Origin of the sequence: Streptomyces sp. NPDC018031 (assembly GCF_044327625.1) — a bacterium.
Lineage (GTDB): Bacteria > Actinomycetota > Actinomycetes > Streptomycetales > Streptomycetaceae > Streptomyces.
Genome location: NZ_JBIRFT010000002.1, coordinates 224,781 through 248,457, shown reverse-complemented (window position 1 = coordinate 248,457; position 23,677 = coordinate 224,781). Strand labels below are relative to the sequence as shown.

General features: G+C 76.1%; 18 protein-coding genes and 1 pseudogene. 10 read left to right on the top strand and 9 right to left on the bottom strand.

Going from position 1 to position 23,677, the window contains the following annotated elements:
* Window positions 1–27 precede the first annotated feature (27 nt).
* Window positions 28–1,407, top strand: a complete 1,380-nt coding sequence (locus ACH4B3_RS07390; protein WP_398461788.1) for an alkaline phosphatase PhoX — start codon at window positions 28–30, stop codon at window positions 1,405–1,407.
* A 47-nt stretch (window positions 1,408–1,454) separates the two neighbouring features.
* Here ACH4B3_RS07390 and ACH4B3_RS07385 read toward each other — a convergent pair whose 3' ends face one another.
* Both ACH4B3_RS07385 and ACH4B3_RS07380 read right to left on the bottom strand, forming a co-directional pair.
* Window positions 1,455–2,123: an ABC transporter gene (locus ACH4B3_RS07385; protein ID WP_398461787.1), complete on the bottom strand. Its 669-nt coding sequence runs from the start codon at window positions 2,121–2,123 to the stop codon at window positions 1,455–1,457.
* Window positions 2,124–2,602: 479 nt separating this feature from the next.
* Window positions 2,603–3,241 (bottom strand): annotated as a pseudogene (locus tag ACH4B3_RS07380) (ATP-binding cassette domain-containing protein); the annotation flags it as partial.
* A 174-nt stretch (window positions 3,242–3,415) separates the two neighbouring features.
* Here ACH4B3_RS07380 and ACH4B3_RS07375 point away from each other — a divergent pair.
* Window positions 3,416–4,195: an aminoacyl-tRNA hydrolase gene (locus ACH4B3_RS07375; protein WP_398461786.1), complete on the top strand. Its 780-nt coding sequence runs from the start codon at window positions 3,416–3,418 to the stop codon at window positions 4,193–4,195.
* A gap of 208 nt (window positions 4,196–4,403) precedes the next feature.
* Here ACH4B3_RS07375 and ACH4B3_RS07370 read toward each other — a convergent pair whose 3' ends face one another.
* The 3 genes from ACH4B3_RS07370 to ACH4B3_RS07360 all read right to left on the bottom strand — a co-directional run bounded on the left by ACH4B3_RS07370 (window position 4,404) and on the right by ACH4B3_RS07360 (window position 7,798).
* The gene (locus tag ACH4B3_RS07370; protein WP_398461785.1) at window positions 4,404–5,330 is read right to left on the bottom strand and encodes a class I SAM-dependent methyltransferase; all 927 of its coding nucleotides are present in this window, start codon (window positions 5,328–5,330) and stop codon (window positions 4,404–4,406) included.
* A gap of 212 nt (window positions 5,331–5,542) precedes the next feature.
* Entirely contained in the window at window positions 5,543–6,670 is a 1,128-nt protein-coding gene (locus ACH4B3_RS07365) for a chemotaxis protein (RefSeq protein WP_398461784.1), read from the bottom strand.
* A 132-nt stretch (window positions 6,671–6,802) separates the two neighbouring features.
* Window positions 6,803–7,798, bottom strand: coding sequence for a LysR family transcriptional regulator (locus ACH4B3_RS07360; protein ID WP_398461783.1), 996 nt, complete (start codon window positions 7,796–7,798; stop codon window positions 6,803–6,805).
* Window positions 7,799–7,936: 138 nt separating this feature from the next.
* Here ACH4B3_RS07360 and ACH4B3_RS07355 point away from each other — a divergent pair, with 138 nt between their 5' ends.
* Both ACH4B3_RS07355 and ACH4B3_RS07350 read left to right on the top strand, forming a co-directional pair.
* A complete protein-coding gene (locus ACH4B3_RS07355; protein WP_398461782.1) occupies window positions 7,937–8,971 on the top strand; it encodes an L-tyrosine/L-tryptophan isonitrile synthase family protein in 1,035 nt (344 codons plus the stop codon).
* A 214-nt stretch (window positions 8,972–9,185) separates the two neighbouring features.
* Complete coding sequence (locus tag ACH4B3_RS07350) at window positions 9,186–10,472, top strand: hypothetical protein (protein ID WP_398461781.1); 1,287 nt, start codon at window positions 9,186–9,188, stop codon at window positions 10,470–10,472.
* Window positions 10,473–10,548: 76 nt separating this feature from the next.
* Here ACH4B3_RS07350 and ACH4B3_RS07345 read toward each other — a convergent pair whose 3' ends face one another.
* Together ACH4B3_RS07345 and ACH4B3_RS07340 are read right to left on the bottom strand one after the other, a co-directional pair.
* Window positions 10,549–12,657 (bottom strand): transglycosylase domain-containing protein, encoded by a 2,109-nt coding sequence (locus ACH4B3_RS07345; RefSeq protein ID WP_398461780.1) that lies wholly within the window; start codon window positions 12,655–12,657, stop codon window positions 10,549–10,551.
* Between the two features lie 251 nt (window positions 12,658–12,908).
* Entirely contained in the window at window positions 12,909–13,853 is a 945-nt protein-coding gene (locus ACH4B3_RS07340; RefSeq protein ID WP_398461779.1) for an NADP-dependent oxidoreductase, read from the bottom strand.
* 126 nt (window positions 13,854–13,979) lie between these two features.
* On the opposite strand from ACH4B3_RS07340, the gene ACH4B3_RS07335 reads away from it, so the two are divergent.
* The 5 genes from ACH4B3_RS07335 to ACH4B3_RS07315 all read left to right on the top strand — a co-directional run bounded on the left by ACH4B3_RS07335 (window position 13,980) and on the right by ACH4B3_RS07315 (window position 19,935).
* A complete protein-coding gene (locus ACH4B3_RS07335; protein WP_398461778.1) occupies window positions 13,980–14,408 on the top strand; it encodes a winged helix-turn-helix transcriptional regulator in 429 nt (142 codons plus the stop codon).
* A 68-nt stretch (window positions 14,409–14,476) separates the two neighbouring features.
* Window positions 14,477–16,012, top strand: a complete 1,536-nt coding sequence (locus ACH4B3_RS07330; RefSeq protein ID WP_398461777.1) for a DUF692 domain-containing protein — start codon at window positions 14,477–14,479, stop codon at window positions 16,010–16,012.
* A 5-nt stretch (window positions 16,013–16,017) separates the two neighbouring features.
* A complete protein-coding gene (locus ACH4B3_RS07325; protein WP_398461776.1) occupies window positions 16,018–17,058 on the top strand; it encodes a TIGR04222 domain-containing membrane protein in 1,041 nt (346 codons plus the stop codon).
* Between the two features lie 289 nt (window positions 17,059–17,347).
* Window positions 17,348–18,133, top strand: coding sequence for a TIGR04222 domain-containing membrane protein (locus tag ACH4B3_RS07320; RefSeq protein ID WP_398461775.1), 786 nt, complete (start codon window positions 17,348–17,350; stop codon window positions 18,131–18,133).
* A gap of 176 nt (window positions 18,134–18,309) precedes the next feature.
* Complete coding sequence (locus tag ACH4B3_RS07315; protein ID WP_398461774.1) at window positions 18,310–19,935, top strand: alpha/beta hydrolase; 1,626 nt, start codon at window positions 18,310–18,312, stop codon at window positions 19,933–19,935.
* A gap of 45 nt (window positions 19,936–19,980) precedes the next feature.
* Here the strand turns inward: ACH4B3_RS07315 and hemQ are convergent, their stop codons facing one another.
* The gene (gene hemQ, locus ACH4B3_RS07310) at window positions 19,981–20,712 is read right to left on the bottom strand and encodes a hydrogen peroxide-dependent heme synthase (protein WP_398461773.1); all 732 of its coding nucleotides are present in this window, start codon (window positions 20,710–20,712) and stop codon (window positions 19,981–19,983) included.
* A 4-nt stretch (window positions 20,713–20,716) separates the two neighbouring features.
* Window positions 20,717–22,174 carry a protoporphyrinogen oxidase gene (hemG, locus tag ACH4B3_RS07305; RefSeq protein ID WP_398461772.1) on the bottom strand — a complete coding sequence of 486 codons (1,458 nt, stop codon included), beginning with the start codon at window positions 22,172–22,174 and terminating at the stop codon, window positions 20,717–20,719.
* Window positions 22,175–22,331: 157 nt separating this feature from the next.
* Here hemG and ACH4B3_RS07300 point away from each other — a divergent pair, with 157 nt between their 5' ends.
* Window positions 22,332–23,615: a DUF4349 domain-containing protein gene (locus tag ACH4B3_RS07300; RefSeq protein WP_398461771.1), complete on the top strand. Its 1,284-nt coding sequence runs from the start codon at window positions 22,332–22,334 to the stop codon at window positions 23,613–23,615.
* The last annotated feature ends 62 nt before the right edge of the window (window positions 23,616–23,677 follow it).

Here is a 23,677-nt window from a genome sequence, read left to right as displayed (position 1 = left end):
TCCTGTCCGCCAGCAGGGAGTTACCGCATGTCAGGCACGTCAGCAACCCGCCGCCAGCTCCTGGCGCGCACCGGCGCGCTCGGCGCCTCCATCGCCTTCGCCGGCAGCGTCTCCGAACTCTTCGCCGGAACGGCCGCCGCCGCCCCGCACACCGGGCACGCCGGCTACGGACCGCTGGTCCCCGACCCGGACGGACTCCTGGACCTCCCCCGGGGCTTCCGCTACCGGGTGCTGTCCCGGGAGGGCGATGCCCTGCGCTCGGGCGAGGGCACGGTCCCCAGCAGCTTCGACGGCATGTCCGCCTTCCCCGGCCGGGGCGACCGCACCCACCTGGTGCGCAACCACGAGAACCGGCAGAGCGCCGCCCACCGGGTGCCCACCGTCGAGGGGCTCACCTACGACCCCGGGGCACCGGGCGGCTGTACCGCGCTCACCCTCGACGGCCGCAACCGGGTGCTCGGCGAACGCGTCGCCATCGCCGGCACCTCCACCAACTGCGCCGGCGGCCCGACCCCCTGGCACACCTGGCTCACCTGCGAGGAGACCGAGTTCAAGGCGGGCGAGCAGGGCTACACCAAGGATCACGGGTTCATCTTCGAGGTCGACCCGTACGACCCGCACCGGACCGGCGCGCACCCGCTCACCGCCATGGGCCGCTTCCAGCACGAGGCGATCGCGGTCGACCCGCGCAACGGCGTGGTGTACGAGACCGAGGACGCGTTCGACAAGCCGTTCGGCCTGTTCTACCGGTTCCTGCCGGACAAGCCGCTCGGCGGCCGGGGCTCGCTGCGCGCGGGCGGGCGGCTGGAGGCCATGCGGGCCCCCGGGGTACCCGACCTGTCGGTCGTCCAGGAGCCCGGCACGCACATCGACGGCATCGAGTGGGTACCGGTCCCGGACCCGCTGGCCACGACGACCCCGATCCGCTTCCAGGACTTCGGCCGCGACGGCATCACGCACGCCCAGAAGCTGGAGGGCTGCTACTGGGGCGGCTCCAGCGTCTACTTCGTCTCCAGCTTCGCCAGACGGCGGGACGGGTCGACCGCCGACCACTTCGGCCAGGTGTGGAAGTACGACCCCGCCCGGCGCCGGCTGACGCTGGTGGTGGTCTTCGGCCCCAGCACCGACGTCCAGCTGCCGGGCGAGTCCCCCGACAACATCTGCCTGGCACCCAGCGGCGGCCTGATGGTCTCCGAGGACGGCGACGGCGCCCAGCACGTCTTCGGGGTGACCCGGCGCGGCGAGGTGTACCCGATGGCCCGCGGCCGGCAGAACATCGGCACCCCGGAGGCGCCCGAGTGGGGCGAGTTCGCGGGCGTCACGTTCTCCCCCGACCGCGACACCATGTACGTGAACTGCTACACGCCGGGCACCACCTTCGCGATCACCGGGCCCTGGCACCGCTGACCGCCCGGGCCGCGGCACCGCCCCGGCGGGGGCGGTGCCGCGGCCGGTCAGGGGCGCCGCGAGCTGAGCCGGCAGGCCAGCGCCATCGCCCCGGCGGCGAGCCCCACCGCGGCGCCGAGCGGCCCCCAGGGGATGCTCACCGTCCCGCTGTGCGAGCCGGTGACCAGCCCGGTCACCGCCGCGTTCGCGGGGGAGCCGCTCACCAGCAGCACCAGCAGCGCGGCGAGCAGGGTGGCCGGGACCGCCCGGCCCGGGCCGTGCAGCAGCGGACGGTTGCACAGCGCGCCCACCGCCGTGCCGAGCAGCGCGCAGGCCAGCGTGGCCAGCAGCCCGGCGGCCGTGGCCTGGGCCACCGGCACCCCGACCGTGCGGTCCGTGTTGTGCGGGTCGCTGGTCGCGGCGATCAGCACGGTGGCCGCCGAACCCGGCGCGAGGGAGCACAGCAGCGCGCTGAGCAGGGCCGCCAGATGGAGCCGCGCGGGGCTGCTCGCCGCTGCCGCGCAGGCGCGGGCGGCCGCGGGCTCGGTGGTGGTCACCACCCGTACCAGCCAGGCGGCGACCGGCAGCAGCACGGCGGCGGTGTAGCCGAGCGAGTCCAGGATCGGTCCGCCGGTCTGCACTCCGACGGCGAGGAACGCGCCGTACAGCACGAGCGGCGGCAGCCAGCGGTGGGATCGCAGCAGCAGGGCCGTCTGGTAGCGGATCAGGGCGGTCACGCTTCTCCTGGCCGGGTGATCGGGGCGGGGGCCGCGGCGCCGGGGGCGGCGGGGCCGGGACGGTCCCCGGACCCTTCGGGCAGCGGTGTGACGCCGAGGATGTGCCACGGGGGGCGGGCTCCGAGCAGGGCGCGCAGCACGGCGTCGGAGGAGGCCGCGGCCACCGTCAGCCGGACGGCCGGGCCGGCACCCGGCGGCCCGCCCCGCGGGCCCCCGGGGCCGGCCGGGGCGGCGGACAGACCGGGCGGCAGTTCGGCGCCGGGCGGCCCCTCGGCCTCGATCAGCACCGTCCGCGCGGCGGCCGCGGAGCCGGGGCCGGGGCCGGCGTCCGGGTCCGCGGCGCCTGGGCCGGCGGGCCCATCGCCCGGTTCCGGCCCGGCGGGCCCATCGCCCGGTTCCGGCCCGGCGGGCCCATCGCCCGGTTCCGGCCCGGCGAGCCCGGAGCGCGAGTCCGGCCCGGCCGGCCCGGAGCGCGGGTCGGGGCCCGGTCCGGGCGGCCCCGCCGGGCCCGGGACCAGCGCGACCCCGCCGCCGGACACCCGGTGCAGGGTGTGCCGGGCGCCGGCCAGCCGCCGCGGGTCGTGGTCCACGAACACCACCGTCCCGCCGCCCGCGACCCGTTCCAGGACGGCCTCGTCGAGCACCCGGCGGGCGTCCCGGTCCAGGCCGGTCCACGCCTCGTCGAGGACCAGCAGCTCCGGCTCGGCGAGCAGCGCCTGGGCGACGGCCACCTTCTGGCTGGTGCCCTTGGACAGCTCGGCCAGCGGGCTGCGGGCGTGGCCCCCGGCCCCGAACCGGTCGAGCCAGTGGACCGCCCGGCGGGCCGCGACGGGCCGTCGCAGCCCGTGGACGCGCCCGAGGTGGGTGAGGTAGCCGAGAGCGGTGAACGGCAGCTCGGCGGGGAAGCGTTCGGGCACGTACGCGGTGCGTGGCCGGCCGGTGATCCGGCCCGCGCTCGGCGCGTCGATCCGGGCGACCAGCCTCAGCAGCGTCGACTTGCCGCTGCCGTTGCCGCCCTCGACCCGCAGCAGCGCGCCGCGCGGCACGTCGAGGTCGACACCCCGCAGCACCCACGGCCCGCGCAGGCCGTACCGGCGCCCGACTCCCCGCAGTCTCATGGAGGTTGAGCCTACGCGTCGGTGCCCGGCCGACGGCGCCGGAACGCCCGGGCGGCCGCGCGAGGCGGTCTTCGCGAACGCACGCGCCCGGTCGTCGGACCGGAGGCCGCGGCCCGGGGCCGAGCACGCTCGGCACCGGCGGCCCGGCGCCGGGGTGCTGGCACACTGGACCGGGTGACCAGCTCTGACACCCGGGACCCCGGCACCCCCTCGGCCCCCGCCGCGACCACCGGCGGCACCGCTCCCGCGGGGGCCGCCGCGCCCGGGGCCGCACCGGACCGCGACGCCGCCCCGCAGTTCGTACTGCCCCTGGTGGTACGCATCGAGAAGACCGCTCCCCCGGCCCGCACCGACGCCCTGGAGACCGCCGCCCGTGCGGTGCTGGTCCTGCTGTCCGACGAGCGGGCGACGGCCGAGGACGGCCCGTGGACCCAGGCGGTGCGGGACTGGCAGGACGCCCGGATCCGCAAGGTGGTGCGCCGGGCGCGCGGGGCGGAGTGGCGCCGCGCGGCGGCCCTGCCGGGCGTCACGGTCACCGGGCGCACCGCCGAGGTCCGGGTCTTCCCGCCGGTCCCGCTGGACGGCTGGCCCAAGGAACTGATCAAACTCCAGGTCAGCGGCACCGACCTGGACGACCCGGAGCCCTGCGGACCGCCGGACGCCGGCCACCCGGTGCTCTGGCTCAGCCCCGACGTGCGGATGTCGGCGGGCAAGGCGATGGCCCAGGCCGGGCACGGCGCGCAGCTCGCCTGGTGGGCGCTGGACGGCGCGGGGCGCGCGGCGTGGCGGGACGCCGGGTTCGCGCTGTCGGTGCGCACGGCGGACCGGGAGCGGTGGACGCGGCTGCTCGGCGCCGGCCTGCCGGTGGTCCGGGACGCGGGCTTCACCGAGATCGCGCCGGGGTCCTGCACCGTGATCGCCGATCACCCGGCGCTCGGCACCGCCCGCGTCTGACCCGGCGCTCGGCCCGCGCCCACGCCCGGCAGCCAGCCCCGCGCCCACGCCCGGTGCCCGGCACCGACGGCCCGCCTCCGACCGCCCTCGTGCTCGGCGATCACGTGCGGCCTGCACCCGTGCCCGGCACCGCCCGCCTCCGGCCCCGGCGCCCGCGCCGGGCCCCGGCCGGCCGGCGCGAGGGCGCCGGGCCGGCGGCCGGGCCCGCTCAGCGGGTGCGGGCGCGCTCGGCGCGGCGCTTGCGCAGCGCCCGGGTGACGATCGGCGGGAGCAGTTCCCGGGCCACCCGGCGGCCCGCCCGGACCGGGGCCGGGCGCGGGGCCGGACGCGGCGCGGCGGCCGGCGCGGCCGCGGGCTCCGCCGGCGCCTCGCCCGCGAACCGGGAGACCGGCGCGGTGGCGGGGTGCTCCGGCCGTCCGGAGAAGCGCAGGATCCGCTGACCGCCGACCTCCTGCACGCTCATCCGCAGCCCGGCGCGCCACTCGGTGGTGGCCAGCAGCTCCTCCTGGAACGGCTCCGGGTCGCCCCAGGTGCCGTAGAGCTTCTGCGTGCTCAGGCAGATCGGCCGCAGCCCGCCGTTGAAGACGGCCTCCCAGGTGGCCGCGGCCACGCCCGGGGTGTGCTCGGAGCGGAAGTCGTCCAGGGCGACCACGCCGTGCGGCAGCAGCACCGCGCGGGCGGCCACGATGTCCCCGGCCACGTGCTCGTACAGGTGCGAGGCGTCGACGTGGACGAACCGGCAGCTGTCCGGCCGGACGTGCGCGGGCACCTCGGAGGTCGGCCCCTGCACGATGTACGGCAGCTCGTCGTGGAAGGCCCGGTAGTTCTGCTCGAAGGCCACCCGGGTCAAGGTCGCGTACGACTTGCGGGCCTCGGCCGCGTTGTGCTCGTCCGGGGCGTCCGCGTCGAACAGGTCGCAGACCGTGAAGCGCTCCTCCGGCCGCCGGAAGGAGGCCGTGAAGATGGCGCTCTTGCCCAGGTAGGCGCCCATCTCCAGCAGGTCGCCGCGCTCGTCGAGCCGTTCCTGGCGGGCCAGGAAGCGCTCGAAGAGCACTTGGTCGAGCGGCGGGAACCAGCCCTTGACGTCATCGAGGCTGCGGGGGCGCTGCGCGGCGGGGGTGGTGGGTGCCGTCATGGTGCTCTCAGTCTCCTGCCGGACTTCGGAGGGCTCGAACGGCCGCCCACGCTAGGGTGCCGCCGGCAACGCCGAGGCGTCCCCGGTGTGACCGTTCCGCACCGGAGTGTGGCCGTTCGGTGAACCCGGGCCGTCCGGCCCGCCCGGCGAGGGGCGGACCGGACCCCGGGGTCTCCCGCGCGCCCCGGCCCGGCGGGCCGGGGCGCGGCCGGTCAGAACCGCAGCACCGCCACGATCCGGTCGTGTGCCCGGAGCGCGTCGTCCGGGAGGAAGGCGACCTCGCTGCTGGTGTCCAGCGCGGTCTCGATGATCTCGTCGACGATGTCCTCCTGGACCTCGCTGCCCAGTTCCTCCGGACTGGTCCCGGCCGGGTCGACGGGGACCAGGTGCTCACCGGTCACCCGGACCGTCCGCTGGTAGCCCTCCTCGACGGCGAGCAGTTCGATCCGGCCCTCCCGGGCCACCTGCCACACCTCCTCCAGTCCCGCGGCGAACGTCTTGCGCCCCTGGGCCTGGTCGATCCGGGCCATGACGCGTTCCGCGTCCTGTGCCGCGTGCTCGTCGCGGGCCTGGGTGACGGCCTCGGTGAGCGCGGAGGCCGGGCCGCCGGCCAGACCGCCCTTGACCACCTTGGACACCGCCGACCTGGCCGCGCCGCCGACGTCCTCCAGCAGGCTGAGCGCCTCCACGGCGCCGACCAGGTACAGCGGACGCGGTTCCGCGGCGAGCAGCTTCTCGATCCCGGCGTCGACCTGCCGCAGGTACATACGGGCGTTCTCGCCACCGAACGGGCCCGGTACGTCGCCGGTGCGCTCCTCGCGCTCCGGGTCCGGCGCCAGCGACGGGGGCGTCGCCGGGAACCCGTGCGCCTGCTCCTCGCGGAGCGTGCCGTTGCTGCCGCTCCACAGCGTGGTGAGGTCGGCGGCGACGGTGAGCACCCAGTACGGGCGGGTCCGCTCCCGGGCGGCCACCAGGTTCCGGGTGAGGTAGGTGTCGCTGAACACGACGCGTTCGGGGGCGTGGCGGGGCAGGTACCACAGTTCGTGCTCGCCCCGGGCGGCGAAGATCGCCAGCGACTCGCCGAAGTAGCGGGACTCGACCTCCGCGGCGGCCTTGTCCAGTTGCTCGGAGATGTCGAAGCGGGCTTCCCGCGGGACGTCCGGGTCCGCTTCCAGCCGGCGCTTCGCCTCCGCGATCATGTTCCGCAGCTGCACCGCGTTCTTCGCCATGGCCGGCGTCGCGCGCGGGTCGGTGGGAAGGGTGACGGTGACCGCCGGGTACGGGCGCCGCCTGCGCAGCGCGGCCAGCGTGCTGGATGTCAGGTCAGTGGTGCGCATCATTGCCTCTCGACGATGGCCTCCTCACAGCAGGATCACCCAGGAGCGGCGGGGGCGCATCACGGGGGGGCGGGATCCGGCCCCGCCCGGGGCCGGGCCGCGGGCGGGCGGTGTCCGAGCGCCGCCAGCCGAGGGTCAGGGCGGCGCGTCGCCGGCGCCCGCCCAGCCCTGCTCCGCGCCCGGCGGCGGGCGTTCGGCGAGCCAGGCCAGGTAGTGCGGGCTGCGCCGCACCGCCGCGGCGTAGGCCCGCTCGGCGCCCTCGGTGATCTCCCGCGCGTGTGCGGCGAGCGGGCCGTCGCGGTGCCACAGCAGCACCTGGCGGATGAGCAGCGGGCAGCCGGCGAGCGGCAGCGGGACGATCCCGGGGGTGCTGCGGAAGGTCGCCTGGCCCAGGCCCACGGCGGTGCCGCGGGCGACGAGTTCGCGGGCCGCCGACGACTCCGCCTCGTGCCGGATGGTGGCGGTGAAGCCGGCGTCGACGCAGGCGGCGGTGAACGCCTCGAAGAGTCCGCAGGCCTGGTTCGGCGGCAGCACCCACTCGGCGTCGGCGAACTCGGCGAGGCCGACGGCCGGCCGGGTGGCGAACGGGTGCCCGGCGGGCAGCAGGACGAAGGCCGGCTCGGTGGCGACGGTGCGGGCCACGACGTCCGGGGGCGGCGGCACGGGTACCGGCCGCAGGTACTCCACCACCGCGGCCAGGTCCTGCTGGCCGCTGGCGATCAGGTCGACCGCGGTGGGCACATGGGTCTCGGTGCGCAGCGCCGGAGACGCCCCGGGGAACAGCTCGCGCAGTTCCTCCAGCAGGCCGACCATGAGCGGGCCGGGGGTGGCCACGTAGCGCAGCGGGCGGCGGTCCGGGGCGGCCCCGGCCCGGAGCGCCGACTCCACCTGGATGGCGTCGATGGACGGCAGCACCGTACGGGCCTTGGCCAGCACGAACTCGCCCAGCGCGGTGGGCGAGGCGCCCTGCCGGGACCGTACGAACAACGGGCCGCCCAGGTAGCGTTCGATGCGGCGCAGCTGGGCGGTGAGGCTGGGCTGGGACAGGCCGAGCCCGGCGGCGGCCTTGGTGATGCTGCCGGCGTCGGCGATCGCACAGACCACCCGGAGGTGACGCACTTCCAGGTCCATAGGCCCATGCTATGAAGCGCTGCGATTACTTGAAAGTTCCAGTGCTGGCCAGGATGGCAACCCGGCGGAAGGTCCCCCACGCTGACGGTGTGTCAGCGACTTCCCAGTCAGCCTTCCGCCTCTCACTCGGGAGGGCGGATGGCCGGCAGCGACGTCGAGAGCGTCACGCGGCGAGTACTGGAACTGGTGCTGCGTCACCAGCGCAAGGCGGCGGACGCGGACCCCGGCCCGGCCGCGGTCCCGGCCGCCACCCGGAGCGCGCCGTGCGAGCGGTGCCTGGCCGCGCACGCCGGTCAGGTCGCCCGGGCGGTGGCGGCCGGGGAGCCGGTCCGGTTCGTCCTGCCGGCCTTCCCCGGCAAGTCGCCGAACACCGCGAAGGTGCTGGGGGTGCTGCCGGACACCGCGGAGCGGGTGGCGCTGGAGTTCCTGGACGGCCTGTGTGCCCGGATCGGGGCGGTACACGCGCCCGGCGCGCGGATCCTCATCTGCTCCGACGGGCGGGTGTTCAGCGACGCGGTCGGCATCCGGGACGAGCACATCACCGCCTACCAGCACACGCTCCAGGGCTGGATCGACGCCCTGCCGCACGGCGGGGTGGGCCTGTTCACCCTGGACGACCTGCCGGAGCTGGCCGGAGCCGGGCACGACCGGATGCGGTCGGTGCTGACCCAGCGGTACGCCGAGCCGCTGGACGCCCTCCGGGAGCGGATCCGGGCCGGGGAGGAGGTGGCCCTGTACCGGGCCATCACCCGCTTCCTCTTCGAGGACGCCAACACCCCGGAGTACACCGGCAGCCGGGCCGCCCTGCAGCGTGACGCCCGGGCGCGGGCGTACACGGTGATCCAGCGCAGCCGGGCGTGGGGCGAGCTGCTCGCCGAGCGCTTCCCGGCGGCGGTACGGCTGTCGATCCATCCGCAGCCGTGCGGCGCGGAGAAGCTCGGCATCCATCTCGTCGAGACGGCCGACAACTGGCTCACCCCGTGGCACAGCGTGGCCCTGGACGTCGGCGGCCGGTTCGAGCTGGTGCGGCGGAGCGAGGCGGAACGGCGCGGGGCCCGGCTGGTGTACCGGGACGGCCGGGCCGGCCACTACGCGCTGCCGACCGCCGTCCCGGCGCCCCTCCCGGCCCCCACCCCGGCGCCCGAACCGGCGGCCGCGCCCCCGGTCGCCTGATCCGGCGCGGCGCCGCCGGCCTCCCCGGCCGCGCCGCCGGTCGGCGGGGCGCCGGCCGACGGTCCGCGGCCGCCGCGGCCGGCCCGGTCCGGCGTCCCTCCCGCGCCGCCGTCCGGCCCGGCACCGGTACCCGTGTGAAGACAACGTGATACTTCGGTGATACTGGGCGTCGTACTGTCGTACCGGGCGCGTGGGGGCGGACACCTTGAAAGCGTTGCAGGCAAAGCGCGCGTACGGCATGGCCGCGCTGATAGCCGTGGCCGTGATCGTCGCATTGCTGGTCTCTTTGACGGGCGGCGGTTCCGGATCGTCGTCGGAGGAACCGGACCCGAGCGGGGCGCGCGGCCCGGCCGGCTCCGAAGCGGGGGAACGGGATTCCGGCGGGACGAAAGCGGCGCCGAAGCGGAAGGACAAGTACGCCGACTGGGACGGCAAGGTGAAGGTGCTGGGCGACGGGTCCACCTCCTACACCGGACCGCAGCCCAAGCAGCCGAAGCCGAAGAAGCTGAAGCCCGGCGAGAAGCCGCCGCAGTTCGTCGTGTTCTCCTGGGACGGGGCGCTGGAGGGCGACGACCACCTCTTCTCGCATTTCCGCCGGGTGGCCGAGGAGAGCAACGCGGACATGACGTTCTTCCTGAGCGGCATGTACCTGGTGCCCACCTACAAGCGGGACCTGTACCAGCCGCCGCAGCACCGGCGCGGCGCCGCCGCCATCTCCTTCCCCACCGACCCGCACATCCGCGACACCCTGGAGCAGGTCCGCGGGGCGTGGCTGGAGGGCAACGAGATCGGCTCCCATTTCAACGGCCACTTCTGCGGCACGAAGGGCGGTGGCGACTGGACCCAGGACGAGTGGCGGAGCGAGATCGAGCAGTCGTACTCCTTCGTGAAGAACTGGAAGACCAACACCGGGTTCACCGACATCAAGCCACTGCCGTTCGACTACGACGTGGAACTGGTGGGCGGTCGCGCGCCGTGCCTGGAAGGGCAGCGGAACCTCATCGCCGCGAGCAAGGAATTCGGCTGGCGCTACGACGCCAGCTCCCCCGGCGACTTCCAGATCTGGCCGTCCAAGATCAAGGATGTCTGGAACTTCCCGCTGCAGCTGGTGCCGTACCCGGAGAGCGAGAAGCAGGTCCTGTCCATGGACTTCAACTTCCTCTACAACCAGTCCGGTGACACCACCGAGGGCGACCCCGCGAAATACGCCGAGTGGGAGCGGCTGACCCGCCAGGCCTATCTCAACGGATTCGAGCGGGTCTACCACGGCAGCCGGGCGCCGCTGTTCATCGGGAACCACTTCGAGACCTGGAACGGCGGCATATACATGCAGGCCATCGAGGACGTGATGCGGGACGTGTGCCGGCGCGACGGGGTGCGGTGCGTGTCGTTCCGGCAGCTGGCCGACTGGCTGGACGCCCAGGACCCGAAGGTCCTGGAGAAGCTGCGGCTGCTGGATCCGGCCGAGTCCCCGGACTGGGGCACCTACCTCAAGAAGTGACCGCCGCCGGACCCACCGGGTCCGGCGGCGCGGGCCGGCTCCCGGCGGCGGAGTCCCGGCCCGCGGCGGTCCGGGGTCAGCGCAGCGGGGCGGACCGCTCGGCCTCCCGGGCCGACGTCATGTAGTCCGTCCAGATGTCGATCGGCATATCGCCGCCGGGCCGCTCGCCGTCCAGTCCGCCGAGGCCGGTGAGCGGCAGCAGCTCCTGCGTCTTGGGGTCGAGCCGGGACAGCGACACCGCGGTGGCCAGCTCGTCGGTGTAGCCCACGAACCACGCCGAGGTGCCGTCCTGCGCGGTACCGGGCTTCCCGGCCACCCCGGAACCGGCCGCCGCCGCCTCCTGCGCGGTGCCCTCCCGGACCGCCCCTTCGAGCGCCTCGTCGACCTGGCCGGCGATCCGCGCGCTGAACGCCCGCGCGGTGGGCGGCTTGTCCAGCTCCACCGCGTCCCCGTTCCGGGAGAGCGAGACCACCGAGTAGGGCGGGGTGTGCATCCCGTCGGCGGCGAACGTCCCGTAGGCGCTGGCCATCCGGATGGCGCTGGGCTTGGCGGTGCCGAGCGAGAACCCGGGCGCCCGGGTGGCCCCGAAGCTGCCGGGCAGCAGGCCAGCGTCGACCGAGGCCTGGCGGACCCGGTCCAGCCCCACGTCCATGCCCAGCTGGATCATCGGGGTGTTGACCGACTGCTCGACCGCCTTGCGCAGGGTGATGCGCCCCCAGGACCGCTCGCCGTCGTTGGAACCGCGCACGATCTTGCCGCTGCGGTCCCAGTAGGGGCCCTCCGGGGTGCGGACGGCGATCTCGTGGTCACCGTCGTACACGGTCTCCGGGGACACCGGGGAGCGGGCCCCGTTCCGTTCGCGCTGCACCCCGTCCCGCAGGGCGGCGGCGTACACGAACGGGGTGAAGGAGGTCCCGGCGGGCACATTGGAGGCGTTGGCGTCGTTGAAGCCCTGCTCCAGATAGCCGGGGCCGCCGTAGAGCGCCGCTATCTTCCCGTCCGGGGTCACCGAGGCCGCGCCGATCCGCACGTTGCGGTCCGCGGCGCGCCCCTTCGGGTCGAGCCCGCCGCGTGCCTCCTCCACGGCCGCGGCGAGCGCGTCCACCTTCGTCTTCTCGAAGGTGGTGTGGATCTGGTAGCCGCCCAGGTCGAACTCGGCGTCGGTGATGTCGGTGTGGGAGGCGACGTACGCCCGGGCGAGCTCCACCAGGTAGCCGTTCTGGCCGGTCAGCCCCTTCTGCGGGGGCGGGGCGATCGGTTCGGGGAAGGTGGTGATGCGGGCGCGCTCCTCGCGCGAGAGCCGGCCGATCTCCACCATCCGGTCCAGCACCCAGGACCAGCGCTCCTTCGCCCGCTCGCGGTTCTTGTCGCTGATCGCCGGGTCGAAGGAACCGGCGCCCTTGAGCAGCGAGGCGAGGAAGGCGCCCTCGCTGACGGACAGCTGGGAGACGTTCTTGCCGTAGTACGCGTTCGCGGCCCGGGCGATCCCGTAGGTGCCGCGGCCGAACCAGCTCGTGTTGAGGTATCCCTCGAGGATCTCCTCCTTGCTCATCCGGTCGTCCAGTTTGATCGCGATGAACATCTCGGTGAGCTTGCGGGAGAAGGTCTGCCGCTGGTTCAGGTAGGCGTTCTTGACGTACTGCTGGGTGATCGTGGACCCGCCCTCCGTCTCGCCCCCGGTCACCATGCGGGTGAAGGCCCGGGTCAGCCCGCTCGGCGAGATGCCGCTGTCGGAGTAGAAGCTGGCGTTCTCCGCCGCGAGCACCGCCCACTGCACGTCCTCCGGCACCTTGGACAGGGCGATGTCCTGGCGGTTCACGGGGCCGGTGCGCGCCATCTCCGAGCCGTCCGCCCAGTAGTAGACGTTGTCCTGCTGGGTGGCGAACTCGTTCAGGTCGTCGGGTATGTCGGTCCGCAGGTAGAGGACGCTCAGTCCGCTGATGAGGGTGGTCAGGCAGAAGAGGAGGAACAGGCCGGTCTGGCGCCACGAGGGGAGCCAGCGCCACACCCCGCGCTTGCGCGCGCGGGGGTAGTCCAGCCGGAGCCGGCGGAAGGCCCAGCGGCGGACCGCCCACGCCCTGGCCGCCCGGGTCGGCTTCCGGCGGTGCCGGTTCCGCTGCGGCCCGCCCGAGTGAATGTTGCTGCCCTGCACGTTCCCCCCACGCTCCGCTCGTTCGCGCGGCACCAAGGTGTGTTCTTGCGTCCCCCCGGACGAGCAGACTCTATGCCCCCATACGGGCGCCTGTCGCCGGTGGGTCCCGGCCTGGGCCACCGGGCTCACCTGCGGGGCTGCGCACGCGCCGGGGGTTCGGGGCGGCCGGCGCGGACCGGGAACACGAGCAGAGAGTTCTTCGTTCAACTAAGTGAGGCCCCGCGACGTCCCCCCGATCGCGGGGCCTCACCCGTGCCGGTCCCGGCCGGGACGGGAGGGCGCCGTCAGGGCACCAGCACCAGGCGGCCGCGGAGCCCGCCGGCCGCCAGCCGGGTGTGGGCGTCGGCCGCCCGCTCCAGCGGGAAGGTCCCGGCGACCCGCAGGGTCAGCCGCCCCCGCCCGGCCAGCGCGGCCAGCCGCCCCAGCGCCGCCCCGTCGGCCCCCACCCACACGTTCTCCACCCGGGTGCGCCGCCGGGCCACCGGCGCCGCCCCGGGGACGCACGACACGAAGGCCCCGCCGCCGCGCAGCGCCTCCAGCGCGGTGACGCCCAGCGGCGCGGTGTCCAGCACCCCGTCCACCCCGCCGGGCAGCACGGCCCGGACCGCGGCGGCCACATCGGTGTCCCGGGGCACCACGAACGCGGCACCGAACCGGCGCGCCAGCGCCGCGTCCGCGTCGTCCCCGCGGCCGGCCACCGCGACCACCCGCAGCCCGCGCTCGACGGCCAGCTGCACCGCGAAACCGCCGACGCCGCCGACCGCTCCGCCGACCAGCAGCGTGCTCCCGGCCGGCAGATCCAGCAGGTCCAGCCCCTGCCAGGCGGTCAGCCCGTTGAGCGGCAGGGTCGCCGCCTCGACGGCGGACACCCCGGGCGGCGCGGCCGCGGTCTCCGCCGCCTCCAGCACCGCGTACTCGGCGTACCCGCCCAGCGGCAGATCCAGCCGGTCGATGAGTCCGATCACCCGGTCGCCGGCGGCGAAGCCGGCCACCCCCGGGCCCAGCGCGTCCACCGTCCCGGCGACGTCCCAGCCCAACCCGTACACCGCGCGCGGCAGCGCCATCCCGGCCGCGACCGTGCCGCCGGTGCGCACCAGCGCGTCCACCGGGTTGACGGTCGCGGCCTCCACCCGCACCCGCAGCTGTCCCGGCCCCGGCTCGGGAACCGGCACCTCGACCGTCTCCAGCACCTCGGGGCCACCGAACCCGTGCACCACCACTGCTCGCATCCCGTACGCCTCCTCGTCGTCCCCGGGTCCGTGCCGCACGGCCCGCGGGGACGAACCTACGAGGGCGTACTCTCCCTCGGGGAGTAGGCACCTGAAAGTGCGTAACCCACCGGGAGGAGACCACCGATGCCGACCAGAACCGCCGCCGAGCGCCGCGCCGAGGCCCGTCAGGCCTATGACGCCTACCTGGCCGCCTGCCCGTCCCGGCAGCTGCTCGACCGGATCAGCGACAAGTGGACGACGCTGATCGTCAGCGCCCTGGCCGACGGCCCGCTGCGCCACGGCGAACTCGCCCGCACCGTGGCCGGGGTCAGCCAGAAGATGCTCACCCAGACCCTGCGCACGCTGGAACGGGACGGACTGGTGAGCCGGGCCGTCACCGCGTCCGTCCCGGTCCGGGTGGACTACGCGCTCACCCCGATGGGCCGCGACCTGCTGCCGGTGCTGCGTGCCGTCAAGCTCTGGTCCGACACCCATGTCGCCGCGGTGCTCGCGGCCCGGGAGGCGTACGACCACGCCCGGGCGACGGAAGGCGAAGCTCAAAAGAAGCTCTGAACCAACCGGCCCCGGGATTCGTCGTCTCTTCGGGGGGTCATCACTCCCGCACGACGAGAGGGGGAACCATGGTGCGACTGGGAACCGGCATCGGATGGCGACCGGAGATATCCGGCGACATCGCGCGGCTGCCCGGGATCGACTGGGTCGAGGTCGTCGCGGAGAACATCTGCCCCAACCATCTGCCGACGGCCCTGGTGGAGCTGCGGGAGCGCGGGACGACCGTGGTTCCGCACGGGGTGTCGCTGGGCCTCGGCGGCGCCGAGCGCCCGGACCGGGGGCGGCTGGCGGCGCTGGCCGAGCGCGCCGAGGCGCTCGGGGCGCCGCTGGTGACCGAGCACATCGCCTTCGTCCGGGCCGGCGGGGCGCTGACCGCCTCGCCGGGCATCGAGGCCGGTCATCTCATGCCGGTGCCGCGCACCCGGGAGGCGCTGGACGTGCTCTGCGCCAATGTGCGGATCGCGCAGGACGCCCTCCCGGTGCCGCTGGCGCTGGAGAACATCGCGGCGCTCATCGGCTGGCCCGGTGAGGAACTGACCGAGGGCCAGTTCCTCACCGAGCTGGTGGAACGGACCGGGGTCCGGCTGCTCATCGACGTGGCCAACCTGCACACCAACCACGTCAACCGCGGTGAGGACCCGGTCCAGGCGCTGGACACCCTGCCGACCTCGGCGATCGCCTACGTCCATGTGGCCGGGGGCATCGAGCGGGACGGGGTGTGGCACGACAGCCACGCCCATCCGGTGACCGACCCGGTGCTGGAGGTGCTGGCCGAGCTCTGCGCGCGGACCACCCCGCCGGGCGTGCTGCTGGAGCGGGACGAGAACTTCCCGCCGTACGAGGAACTGGCGGCGGAGCTCGCCGCCATCCGCGCGGTCACCGAACGGGCGGCGCTCGGCGCGGCGGTGGCGGCGGCGGGCGCCGGGGGGACGACGGCCCGCCCGGCGCGGATCGCGGTGCCGGCCGGGGCGGCCGCCGGCCCGGCGCCCGGCGGCGGTCCCGGGCCCGCCGCGCCGACCGCACCGGGCCCGGCCGGGGTCACGGCCGTCGCGGAGCGGCCCGCCGCGCCCGCCGGCCCGTCCGGCACGCACACCGACACCGACACCGGTGCTCATGCGCGTGCCCAGGCCGACGCCGACACCGACATCGACGCTGGCACCGACGCCGACGCCGACGCCGACGCCGACATCGACGACACGGTGCGGGAGCGGCTCGCCCTCGCCCAGACCTCCCTGCTCTCCGCGCTGGTCGCGGGCACCCCCGCCCCGGAGGGCTTCGACCGGGGCCGGCTGAAGGTGCAGAACCGGGCTCTGGTCGTGAAGCGGGCCGGCGTGGTGGCCAAGATCGCGCCGGAGCTGCCGGACATCCTCGGCGCCGGCTTCCGTCCGGCGTATCTCCGGTACGCCCGGTCGCGCCCGATGACCGGCGGCTACCGGCGGGACGCGCTCGCCTTCGCCGAGCACCTGCTGGCCGCCGGGGAGCTGCCGGAGGACACCCGGCGGCGGCTGCGTGACTGGTGGCTGGAGCGTGCCGAGCCGGCACCGGCCTCCGCCCGGCTGGCCCGGCTGCTCCGGGCCGCCCGCCGCGCACTGCGCCGGAGGTGACCGGCGTGTCCGCGGTCATGGCGCTGTACGGGGTGATCGCGGCCGCCACCCTGACGGTCGCGGTGGGCACCGCCCGGTCCCGGTCCCGGTCCGGGGCGGCGGGCGGCCGGGTGCACGACCTGCTGGAGGCCGCCTTCCTGGCCGGCGGGCCCGGCCGGGTGGCGGACACGGTGATCTGCGGGATGCACGCCGACGGCCGGGTGCGGGTCGGCCCGCCGGGTGTGCTGGCGGTGCTCCGGCCGGTCGCCCGGCACCCCGCCGAGCAGGCCCTGCTGGACCTCCACGCCTGCTCCCCGCACGGCGCGCTGCCGGCGCTGCGCGCGGCGCTGATGCGCGGCCCGGCGGTGCAGCGGATCGGGGACCGGCTCGCGGCGCGCGGCATGATGGTGCCGCCCGCGGTGGCGCGGCGCCGGCGGCGGGCCGCCGTGGCGCTGGCAGTCTTCCTCTGGCTGTGCCTGGCGGGTGCGTTCCTCGCCGGCCTGACCGGCGACGGCGGGCCGGGGCCGGGCCCCGGCCGGCCGCCGGTCCTCATGCTGCTGCCGGCGCTGACGGCCGGCCTCGTGGTGGCCGGGTGGTGCGCCCGGGTGTCCCGCCGCCGGCTCACCAGGGCCGGGCGGCGGGCGCTGGCCGCCTACACCCGCACCGCCTCCCTGGCCACGCCGCGACCGGGCGACCCGCCGTGGCGGCGGCGCCCCGAGCCGGTGGACCCGCTCGGGGCGGGCGCGGCGGTGGCGGTCGCGCTGGGCGGCGTGGCGGCCCTGGACGACCCGGTCCTGAGGGACCAGCTGCTGCAGACCCAGTTCGTCTCACCGGGCCGCGGCCTGATCTCCGGGACCTCGCCGGTCACCGATCCGGACGCGGTGCCGGACTCCTGCGGCGCGCTGCCGGATCCCGGCTGGTGCGCCGGCTGCGACCCCGGCTCCGGCTCCGGTGAGGGCGGCTCCTGTGGTGCCTCGTCCTGCGGGGGCGGCGGTTCCGGGGGCGGCGGGTCGGGGTGCGGCGGTGGCGGCGGTTGCGGGGGCGGGGGTGGGGGCGGAGGCGACTGAACCGGTGGGCCGGGCTGCCCGCACCGGGCGCCGCCGCCCGCCGGGCGCGGGGAGCGTGACCCCCGGCAGGCTGATGGCCGGACTCCGGAGGACGATGCCGAAGCCCGGCCATCCGTCGTTTCCGGTCCCGGGGGACACCGGAGCCCGCCGGGCCGTCAGGCCGCCCGGGCCGCGCGCGGGGGCAGCCGGGGGCGCACCGGGACCGCCCGCCGCGAGGAGGCGACGGCGGGGCATCCGTATCGTGAACAGACCGTGGCGCGAACCGGGCGCGGTCCAGTAGAACTCGGCCATGCTCTGGGTGCTGTTCCTCCTCGTCGCATGGGGTGCGGCGGTGCTGAGCTGCGCCCGGCTGTGTTCGGCGGCGCTGGCCGCCGCGGACACCCCGGGGCCGCCGCCCGTCGCCGGCGGCCTCACCCTGTACGAGGCGGCTTTCCTGTCCGGCGGGCCGCGGCGGGTCACCGATCTCACCCTGGTCTCGATGTACCGGCAGCGCCGGGTGCTGCTGGCGCACACCGGCTGGGTGACGGTGGTGGACCCGGAGGGCCGGGACGACCTGGAGCGTTCGGTGATCACCGCGATCGGGCCGGGCGGCCAGTCCCCGGTGCCGCCGGTACGGGTCGCGCTGGGCGGCGCGGACGCGGTGCTGGCGCTGGCCGACCGGCTGGTGGCGGCCGGTCTGGCGGTGCCCGCCGAGGCCCGTACCGGCGTGGCCGCGGCGGTCCGCCAGGTCCAGGCGGCCGGTGTGCTGGTGGTGCTGACCGCGGCGGTGTCGCTGCTGATGGTGCCGCCGGCCGCGGGGCCGGGCGCGGTACTGGCGTGGTTCGCGCTGCCGCTGCTGCTGACCGCCGGGTCGCTGGCCATAGCCCGCGCCGAGGTGCACCCGTACACCCGCTGGGCCTCCCCCGCCGGGCAGCAGCTGCTGGCCCGGATCACGGTGCCCCGGCGGCGGCCGCGCGCTGACGACGGGACCGGTGGCCCCGACGACGACCTGACCGCCCTGGCGGTGCACGGTACCGGCGCCCTGACCGACCCGGCGCTCCGCGCGGCGCTGCGGCCGGGCCGCCGGCCCCGCTGAGCCGCCGAGCGCCGGGTGCCGGCCCCGGGCGCCGGTCGCCGCGCCCGCCCGCCGTGGGGCCGGGTGTCCTGAGGCGCATCAGGGGCATTGGCCACGACACCTCCCGCCGGTGCTTTACTTCATCAAATCCCGAGCGAAATATCCCTTTTACTGCGAATCATATGAAGGGATGTCCTGTGAGAGCAGCAGCTCTGTACGGCGTTCTCGGGTCCCTGGCCGTGACCGCGACGCTCGCCGTCGCCCCGGCCGGTGGCAGCCCCTCCGCCGGCTCGCCGGGCGGCGACGCCGAGAAGCGCGGGGTGGCCCTCGCGGCGCGCCGGGCCGCCGCCAAGGGCATCGCGTTCGGCCGCTGCCCCGCGGCGGAGAAGCTCCCGGCCCCGGTGCAGTGCGGCACCGTGTCGGTACCGGTGGACTACGCGCGCCCGTACGGCAGGCAGATCTCCCTCACCGTCAGCCGGGCCCGGGCCGGCGGCTCCCGGCTCCGCCACCAGGGGGCGCTGGTCTACAACCCCGGCGGGCCGGGCGGCTCGGGCATGTCGTTCCCGCTCTACGCGGGCGAACCGGAATACCGGAGGCTGGCCGCCGCCTACGACTTCGTCGGCTACGCGCCGCGCGGGGTGGGCCGTTCGGGGGCGCTGTCCTGCCAGGACCCGGCGGAGTACGCCAAGGCCCCCAGCACCTCCGTCACACATCCCTCCGCCGAGTACAAGCGGAACCGCATCCAGCGCGCCCGGGCCTATGCGGCGGGCTGTGCCCGCGCGGCGGGCCGGGACCTGCGGCACTACACCAGCCTGAACAACGCCCGCGACCTGGACGTGCTGCGCGCCGCGCTCGGCGAGCGGCGGCTGAACTTCCTGGGCGCCTCCTACGGCACCTACTTCGGCGCCGTCTACGCCGCGCTCTTCCCCGGGCACGTGCGGCGCATGGTGCTCGACAGCGTCGTCAACCCCGAGCCCTCGCAGATCTGGTACCAGAGCAACCTCGACCAGTCGCTCGCCTTCGAGAGCCGGTGGGCCGACTGGCGGGCCTGGGTCGCCGAGCACGACGCCGTCTTCCACCTGGGCCGGACCCCGCAGCGGGTGCTCGCCTCGTACCACCGGGCCCGGCAACGGCTGGACCGGGCCCCGGCCGGGGGCAGGGTGGGCACCGGTGAGCTGCACGCCGCGCTGCTGCGGGTCGCCTACCACGACGCCTACTGGGACCCCAGCGCCCGCGCCCTCGCGGCGTACCTGCGCGGCGACGCCAAACCGCTGATCGCGCTGGCCGCGCCCGACCCGGGCAAGGCGGTGGAGGACGAGAACGCCACCGCCGTCTACACCGCGGTCGAGTGCAACGACGCGCCCTGGCCCACCGACTGGCACACCTGGGACCGGGACAACACCGCGCTCGCCCGCCGCGCGCCGTTCGAGACCTGGGACAACGTCTGGATGAACCTGCCGTGCGCCTACTGGCCGGTCCGGGAGCGGCAGCTGCCGCCCGACCTCCGCGTCGACCACCGGTCGCTGCCGCCGCTGCTGCTGGTCGCGGCGGAGCGGGACGCGGCCACGCCGTACGCCGGGGCGCTGGAGATGCGGCGCCGGCTGGCCCGCTCCCGGCTCGTCACCGAACGGGACGCGGGCACGCACGGCGTCTCCGGCGGCGGGAACAGCTGCCTCAACCGGTACGTGGACCGCTACCTGCTCACCGGCCGGGTGCCGCTCCGGGACGCGTACTGCGCCGGACGCCCGGCGCCGGTGCCGGCGAAGGTCTCCACCCGGGAGATCCGCCGCATCCCGCACCCGGTGATCACCAGGGTGCCGTGACCCGGCGCGGTGGCCGGCCGCGCGGCGCGCGGCCGGCCCCGCGGCTCAGGCCAGGCCGTCGACCAGGTCGGCCACCGACTTGCGCCGCCCGGTGAAGAACGGCACCTCCTCGCGCACGTGCCGGCGCGCCTCGGAGCCCCGCAGATGGCGCATCAGGTCGACGATCCGGTACAGCTCGTCGGCCTCGAAGGCGAGGATCCACTCGTAGTCGCCGAGCGAGAAGGAGGCGACCGTGTTGGCCCGCACGTCCGGGTAGCCGCGGGCCATCTTCCCGTGGTCGGCGAGCATCCGGCGGCGGTCCTCGTCCGGCAGCAGGTACCAGTCGTAGGAGCGGACGAACGGGTAGACGCTCACGTAGTCGCGGGCCACCTCGTCGGCGAGGAACGCCGGGATGTGCGACTTGTTGAACTCGGCCGGGCGGTGCAGTGCCATGTTCGACCAGACCGGCTCCAGGGCGCGGCCCAGCCGCGTGCGGCGGAACCGGTTGTAGGCGCTCTGCAGCGCGTCGGCGGTCTCCGAGTGCCACCAGATCATGACGTCCGCGTCGGCCCGCAGCCCGGACACGTCGTAGGTGCCGCGCACCGTGACGTCCTCCGCGTCGAGCTGCTTGAACAGCTCCTCCACCTCGCCGGCGTAACCGGTCCGGTCCTCGGGCAGCACGTCGCGGAGCTTGAACACCGACCACAGCGTGTAGCGGATGACCTCGTTGAGGTCCTTGGCCTTCTTCCCCGCGTTCGGGGACTTGCCGGCCGTCGTCTCGGTCTCGGGTGCAGTCATGGGGCTATTCTCGCTCCCCGCCCGCGGCGCCCGGCGCCAGGGTCGCCAGCAGGGCCTCGGCCGCGCCGCGCCCGCTGCCGACGCAGGCCGGGATGCCCACCCCGTCGTACACCGCGCCGCAGACCGCCACCCCGGGCAGCTTCGCGACCTGCTCCCGGATGCGGGCGACCCGCTCCAGGTGGCCGACCGGGTACTGCGGCAGGCCGTCCGCCCAGCGGGTCACCCGGGACGCCACCGGCGCCGCGGTCAGCCCGACCGCCGCGCCCAGGTCGGCCCGGGAGAGTCCGACCAGCTCGGCGTCGTCCCGCGCCAGGTCCGCGTCGTCCCCGAACCGCCCGATCGAGGTGCGCAGCACGAACAGCTCCGGATCGGCCGCGCCGACCCAGCCCCACTTCTGGCCGGAGAAGGTCGCCGCCTTGATCCGGCGGCCCTCCACCGGCGGTACCAGGAAGCCGCTGCCGGCCGGCAGCCCGGTCACGTCGGCGCGCCGGAACGCCATGGTGATCAGCGCCATGGAGGCGTAGTCGACGGTGGACAGCTCGCCCGCGGCGGCCGGGGCCTCGGCCGCCAGCAGCCGGGCGGCGGCCGGCGCCGGAACGGCCAGCAGCACCGCGTCCACGGTCAGCGCGCCGTCCGGGGTGACCACCGTCCAGCCGCCGGGGGCGTCCGGACCGGCGGGCACCCGGCGCAGCTCCCGGACCGGGGCGCCGGTGCGGATCTCGCCGCCGGCCGCGCGCACCGCCCCGGCGACGGCGGGCGGCAGCAGGCCGACGCCCCCGTCGATGCCCGTGAAGACCGGCCCGTCCTGGGGCCGCGCCGCCGCCTGCCGCTGCACCGCCCGCACGCCCTCGGCGAGCGAGCCGTGGTCGCGGACGGCCGAGAACAGCTGGGGCACCGCGGCGCGCATCGAGATGCGGTAGGCGTCGCCCGCGTACACCCCGCCCAGCAGCGGCTCCACCAGCCGGTCCACGACCTCCCGGCCGAACCGCTCGGCGACGAACCGGCCGATCGCCACGTCGTCGCCGACCTCGGCCGGCGGGAGGTCCCGCTCGGCGGCGATCCGGTCCAGTCCCTCCGCGGAGAGCACCCCGGAGGGCGCCAGCGCCGCCGGGTCGCCGGGCACGCCCATCACGTGCCCCTTGGGCATCGGCCGGAGCCGGCCGTGCGACCACACGCCGGAGCTGGTGGTCGCCGGGGGCTGGAGCCGGTCGGCCAGTCCGACGGCGCGGGCCAGCTCGACCGCCTCCGGCCGGCGCGCGAGCATCGACTCCGCGCCCAGGTCCACCGGGGTCCCGGCGATCTCACCGGCCAGCAGCTTGCCGCCCAGCCGGTCCGACGCCTCCAGTACCGTCACCCGCGCGCCGCCCGCCAGCAGCCGGTGGGCGGCCGCCAGGCCGGAGATTCCGCCGCCGATCACGGCCACGTGCCCGGCACCGCCGGCGGGGGTCCGCTGTTGATCCATGCCTCCACTCTCTCAGACCCCCTGCCGCGGCCCGACCCCGGTCGCGGCCCCGCCGAGGCGGGACCGTGACCTGTTCGGGACAGCACCGCGACAACCCGCCCGCCGCCCGCCACGTCGAACCGGCGACACCGGCAACGTCCCAATGGGGGGAACGAAGATGCGCAGGCGCAAGCCGATCACCGTACTCACCGCCGCACTGCTGACCGCGGCGCTCACCGTCACCGGATGCCAGGGCTCGGACGGAGGCGACGCGAAGACCGCCGACGGCCGGCGCGGCGCTCCCGCCCCGGCCGCGAAGGCGCCGGAGGCGGCCGGGCGGGACGCGGGGGCGGACCCGACGAGCGGCCCCGGGAACGCGAGCGCAGCCGACCGGCCGGGGCGCCCCGGGACCGCGCCGGACTCGGCGCGCAAGCCGGTCCGGCCGGCCCCGAAGCACGTGATCCGCACCGCGACGGTCACGGTGCGCACCAAGGACGTGGCGGCCGCCCTGGACCGCGCCCGCGGCAGCGCCGAGCGCGCGGGCGGCTACGTCGGCGACGAGGACACCGACCAGGACCGGGAGGGCAACCGGCGCTCACGCCTGGAACTGCGGGTGCCGCCGGCCGGCTACGACGGGCTGCTGGCGGACCTGAGCGGGCTGGGCAAGCTCGTCGAGCGGCGGGTGACCGCCCAGGACGTCACCGACCAGGTCGTCGACGTGGAGAGCCGCATCGCCTCCCAGCGGGCGAGCGTCGCCCGGGTGCGCGAACTGATGGACCGGGCCGAGGCGCTGAGCGACGTGGTGGCGCTGGAGGGCGAGCTCAGCACCCGGCAGGCCGACCTGGAGGCCCTGCAGGCGCAGCGGGCGGCGCTGCGGGACCAGACCGGGCTGGCCACCGTCACGCTGGTGCTGTACGAGCCGGACGCCGCGGCGGACGGTCCGGACGGCGAGCACGGCGACGGGGACGGGACCGGCTTCGGGGATGCGCTGGCGGCCGGCTGGAAGGCGTTCACCACCACGGCGCGGTGGGTCGCGGTGGCGTTCGGCGTGGTGCTGCCGTTCGCGGTGACCGCCGGGCTGGTGCTCGGGCTGCTGAGGCTGGTGCGGCGCCGCTTCCCGGCCCGCACCGCCGCGATCGCCGCCCCCGCCGGGCCCGCCATGGCCGTTCCGGGACCGGTGACGGTGCCGGGCCCGGTGCCCGGACCGGCGGCGCCCGCCACCGCCCCGCGGCCCGCCGCCCGGCGCACCGGTGCGGACTCCGGCGGGGCCACCGGCCCGGAAGCGCCCACCGGACCCGCTGCCGCCGCGGCCGGCCGGGGCACCGGACCGGAACCCGCACGGGGCAGCGGACGGGAGCCCGAGCGGAATACCGAGCGGGACGCCGCGGGAACGCTCGGGCCGGCCCGCCCGGACACGCCCGGGGCACCGGGCGCCGGTCCCGCGGACGACGGCCCCGCGTAGGCACCGGCGGCCCGCCCGGGGCCCATTGACAGCGGCGGACGGGCGGGCCGAGACTCGACGAC

Bases quoted from the DNA above. Each gene is read 5' to 3' on its own strand.
- ACH4B3_RS07390 (WP_398461788.1), top strand. From the start codon at position 28: ATGTCAGGCACGTCAGCAACCCGCCGCCAGCTCCTGGCGCGCACCGGC.
- ACH4B3_RS07340 (WP_398461779.1), bottom strand. From the start codon at position 13,853: ATGCGAGCAGTGGTGGTGCACGGGTTCGGTGGCCCCGAGGTGCTGGAG.
- ACH4B3_RS07335 (WP_398461778.1), top strand. From the start codon at position 13,980: ATGCCGACCAGAACCGCCGCCGAGCGCCGCGCCGAGGCCCGTCAGGCC.
- ACH4B3_RS07320 (WP_398461775.1), top strand. From the start codon at position 17,348: ATGCTCTGGGTGCTGTTCCTCCTCGTCGCATGGGGTGCGGCGGTGCTG.
- ACH4B3_RS07370 (WP_398461785.1), bottom strand. From the start codon at position 5,330: ATGACGGCACCCACCACCCCCGCCGCGCAGCGCCCCCGCAGCCTCGAT.
- ACH4B3_RS07330 (WP_398461777.1), top strand. From the start codon at position 14,477: ATGGTGCGACTGGGAACCGGCATCGGATGGCGACCGGAGATATCCGGC.
- ACH4B3_RS07360 (WP_398461783.1), bottom strand. From the start codon at position 7,798: ATGGACCTGGAAGTGCGTCACCTCCGGGTGGTCTGTGCGATCGCCGAC.
- ACH4B3_RS07355 (WP_398461782.1), top strand. From the start codon at position 7,937: ATGGCCGGCAGCGACGTCGAGAGCGTCACGCGGCGAGTACTGGAACTG.
- ACH4B3_RS07365 (WP_398461784.1), bottom strand. From the start codon at position 6,670: ATGATGCGCACCACTGACCTGACATCCAGCACGCTGGCCGCGCTGCGC.
- ACH4B3_RS07300 (WP_398461771.1), top strand. From the start codon at position 22,332: ATGCGCAGGCGCAAGCCGATCACCGTACTCACCGCCGCACTGCTGACC.
- hemG (WP_398461772.1), bottom strand. From the start codon at position 22,174: ATGGATCAACAGCGGACCCCCGCCGGCGGTGCCGGGCACGTGGCCGTG.
- hemQ (WP_398461773.1), bottom strand. From the start codon at position 20,712: ATGACTGCACCCGAGACCGAGACGACGGCCGGCAAGTCCCCGAACGCG.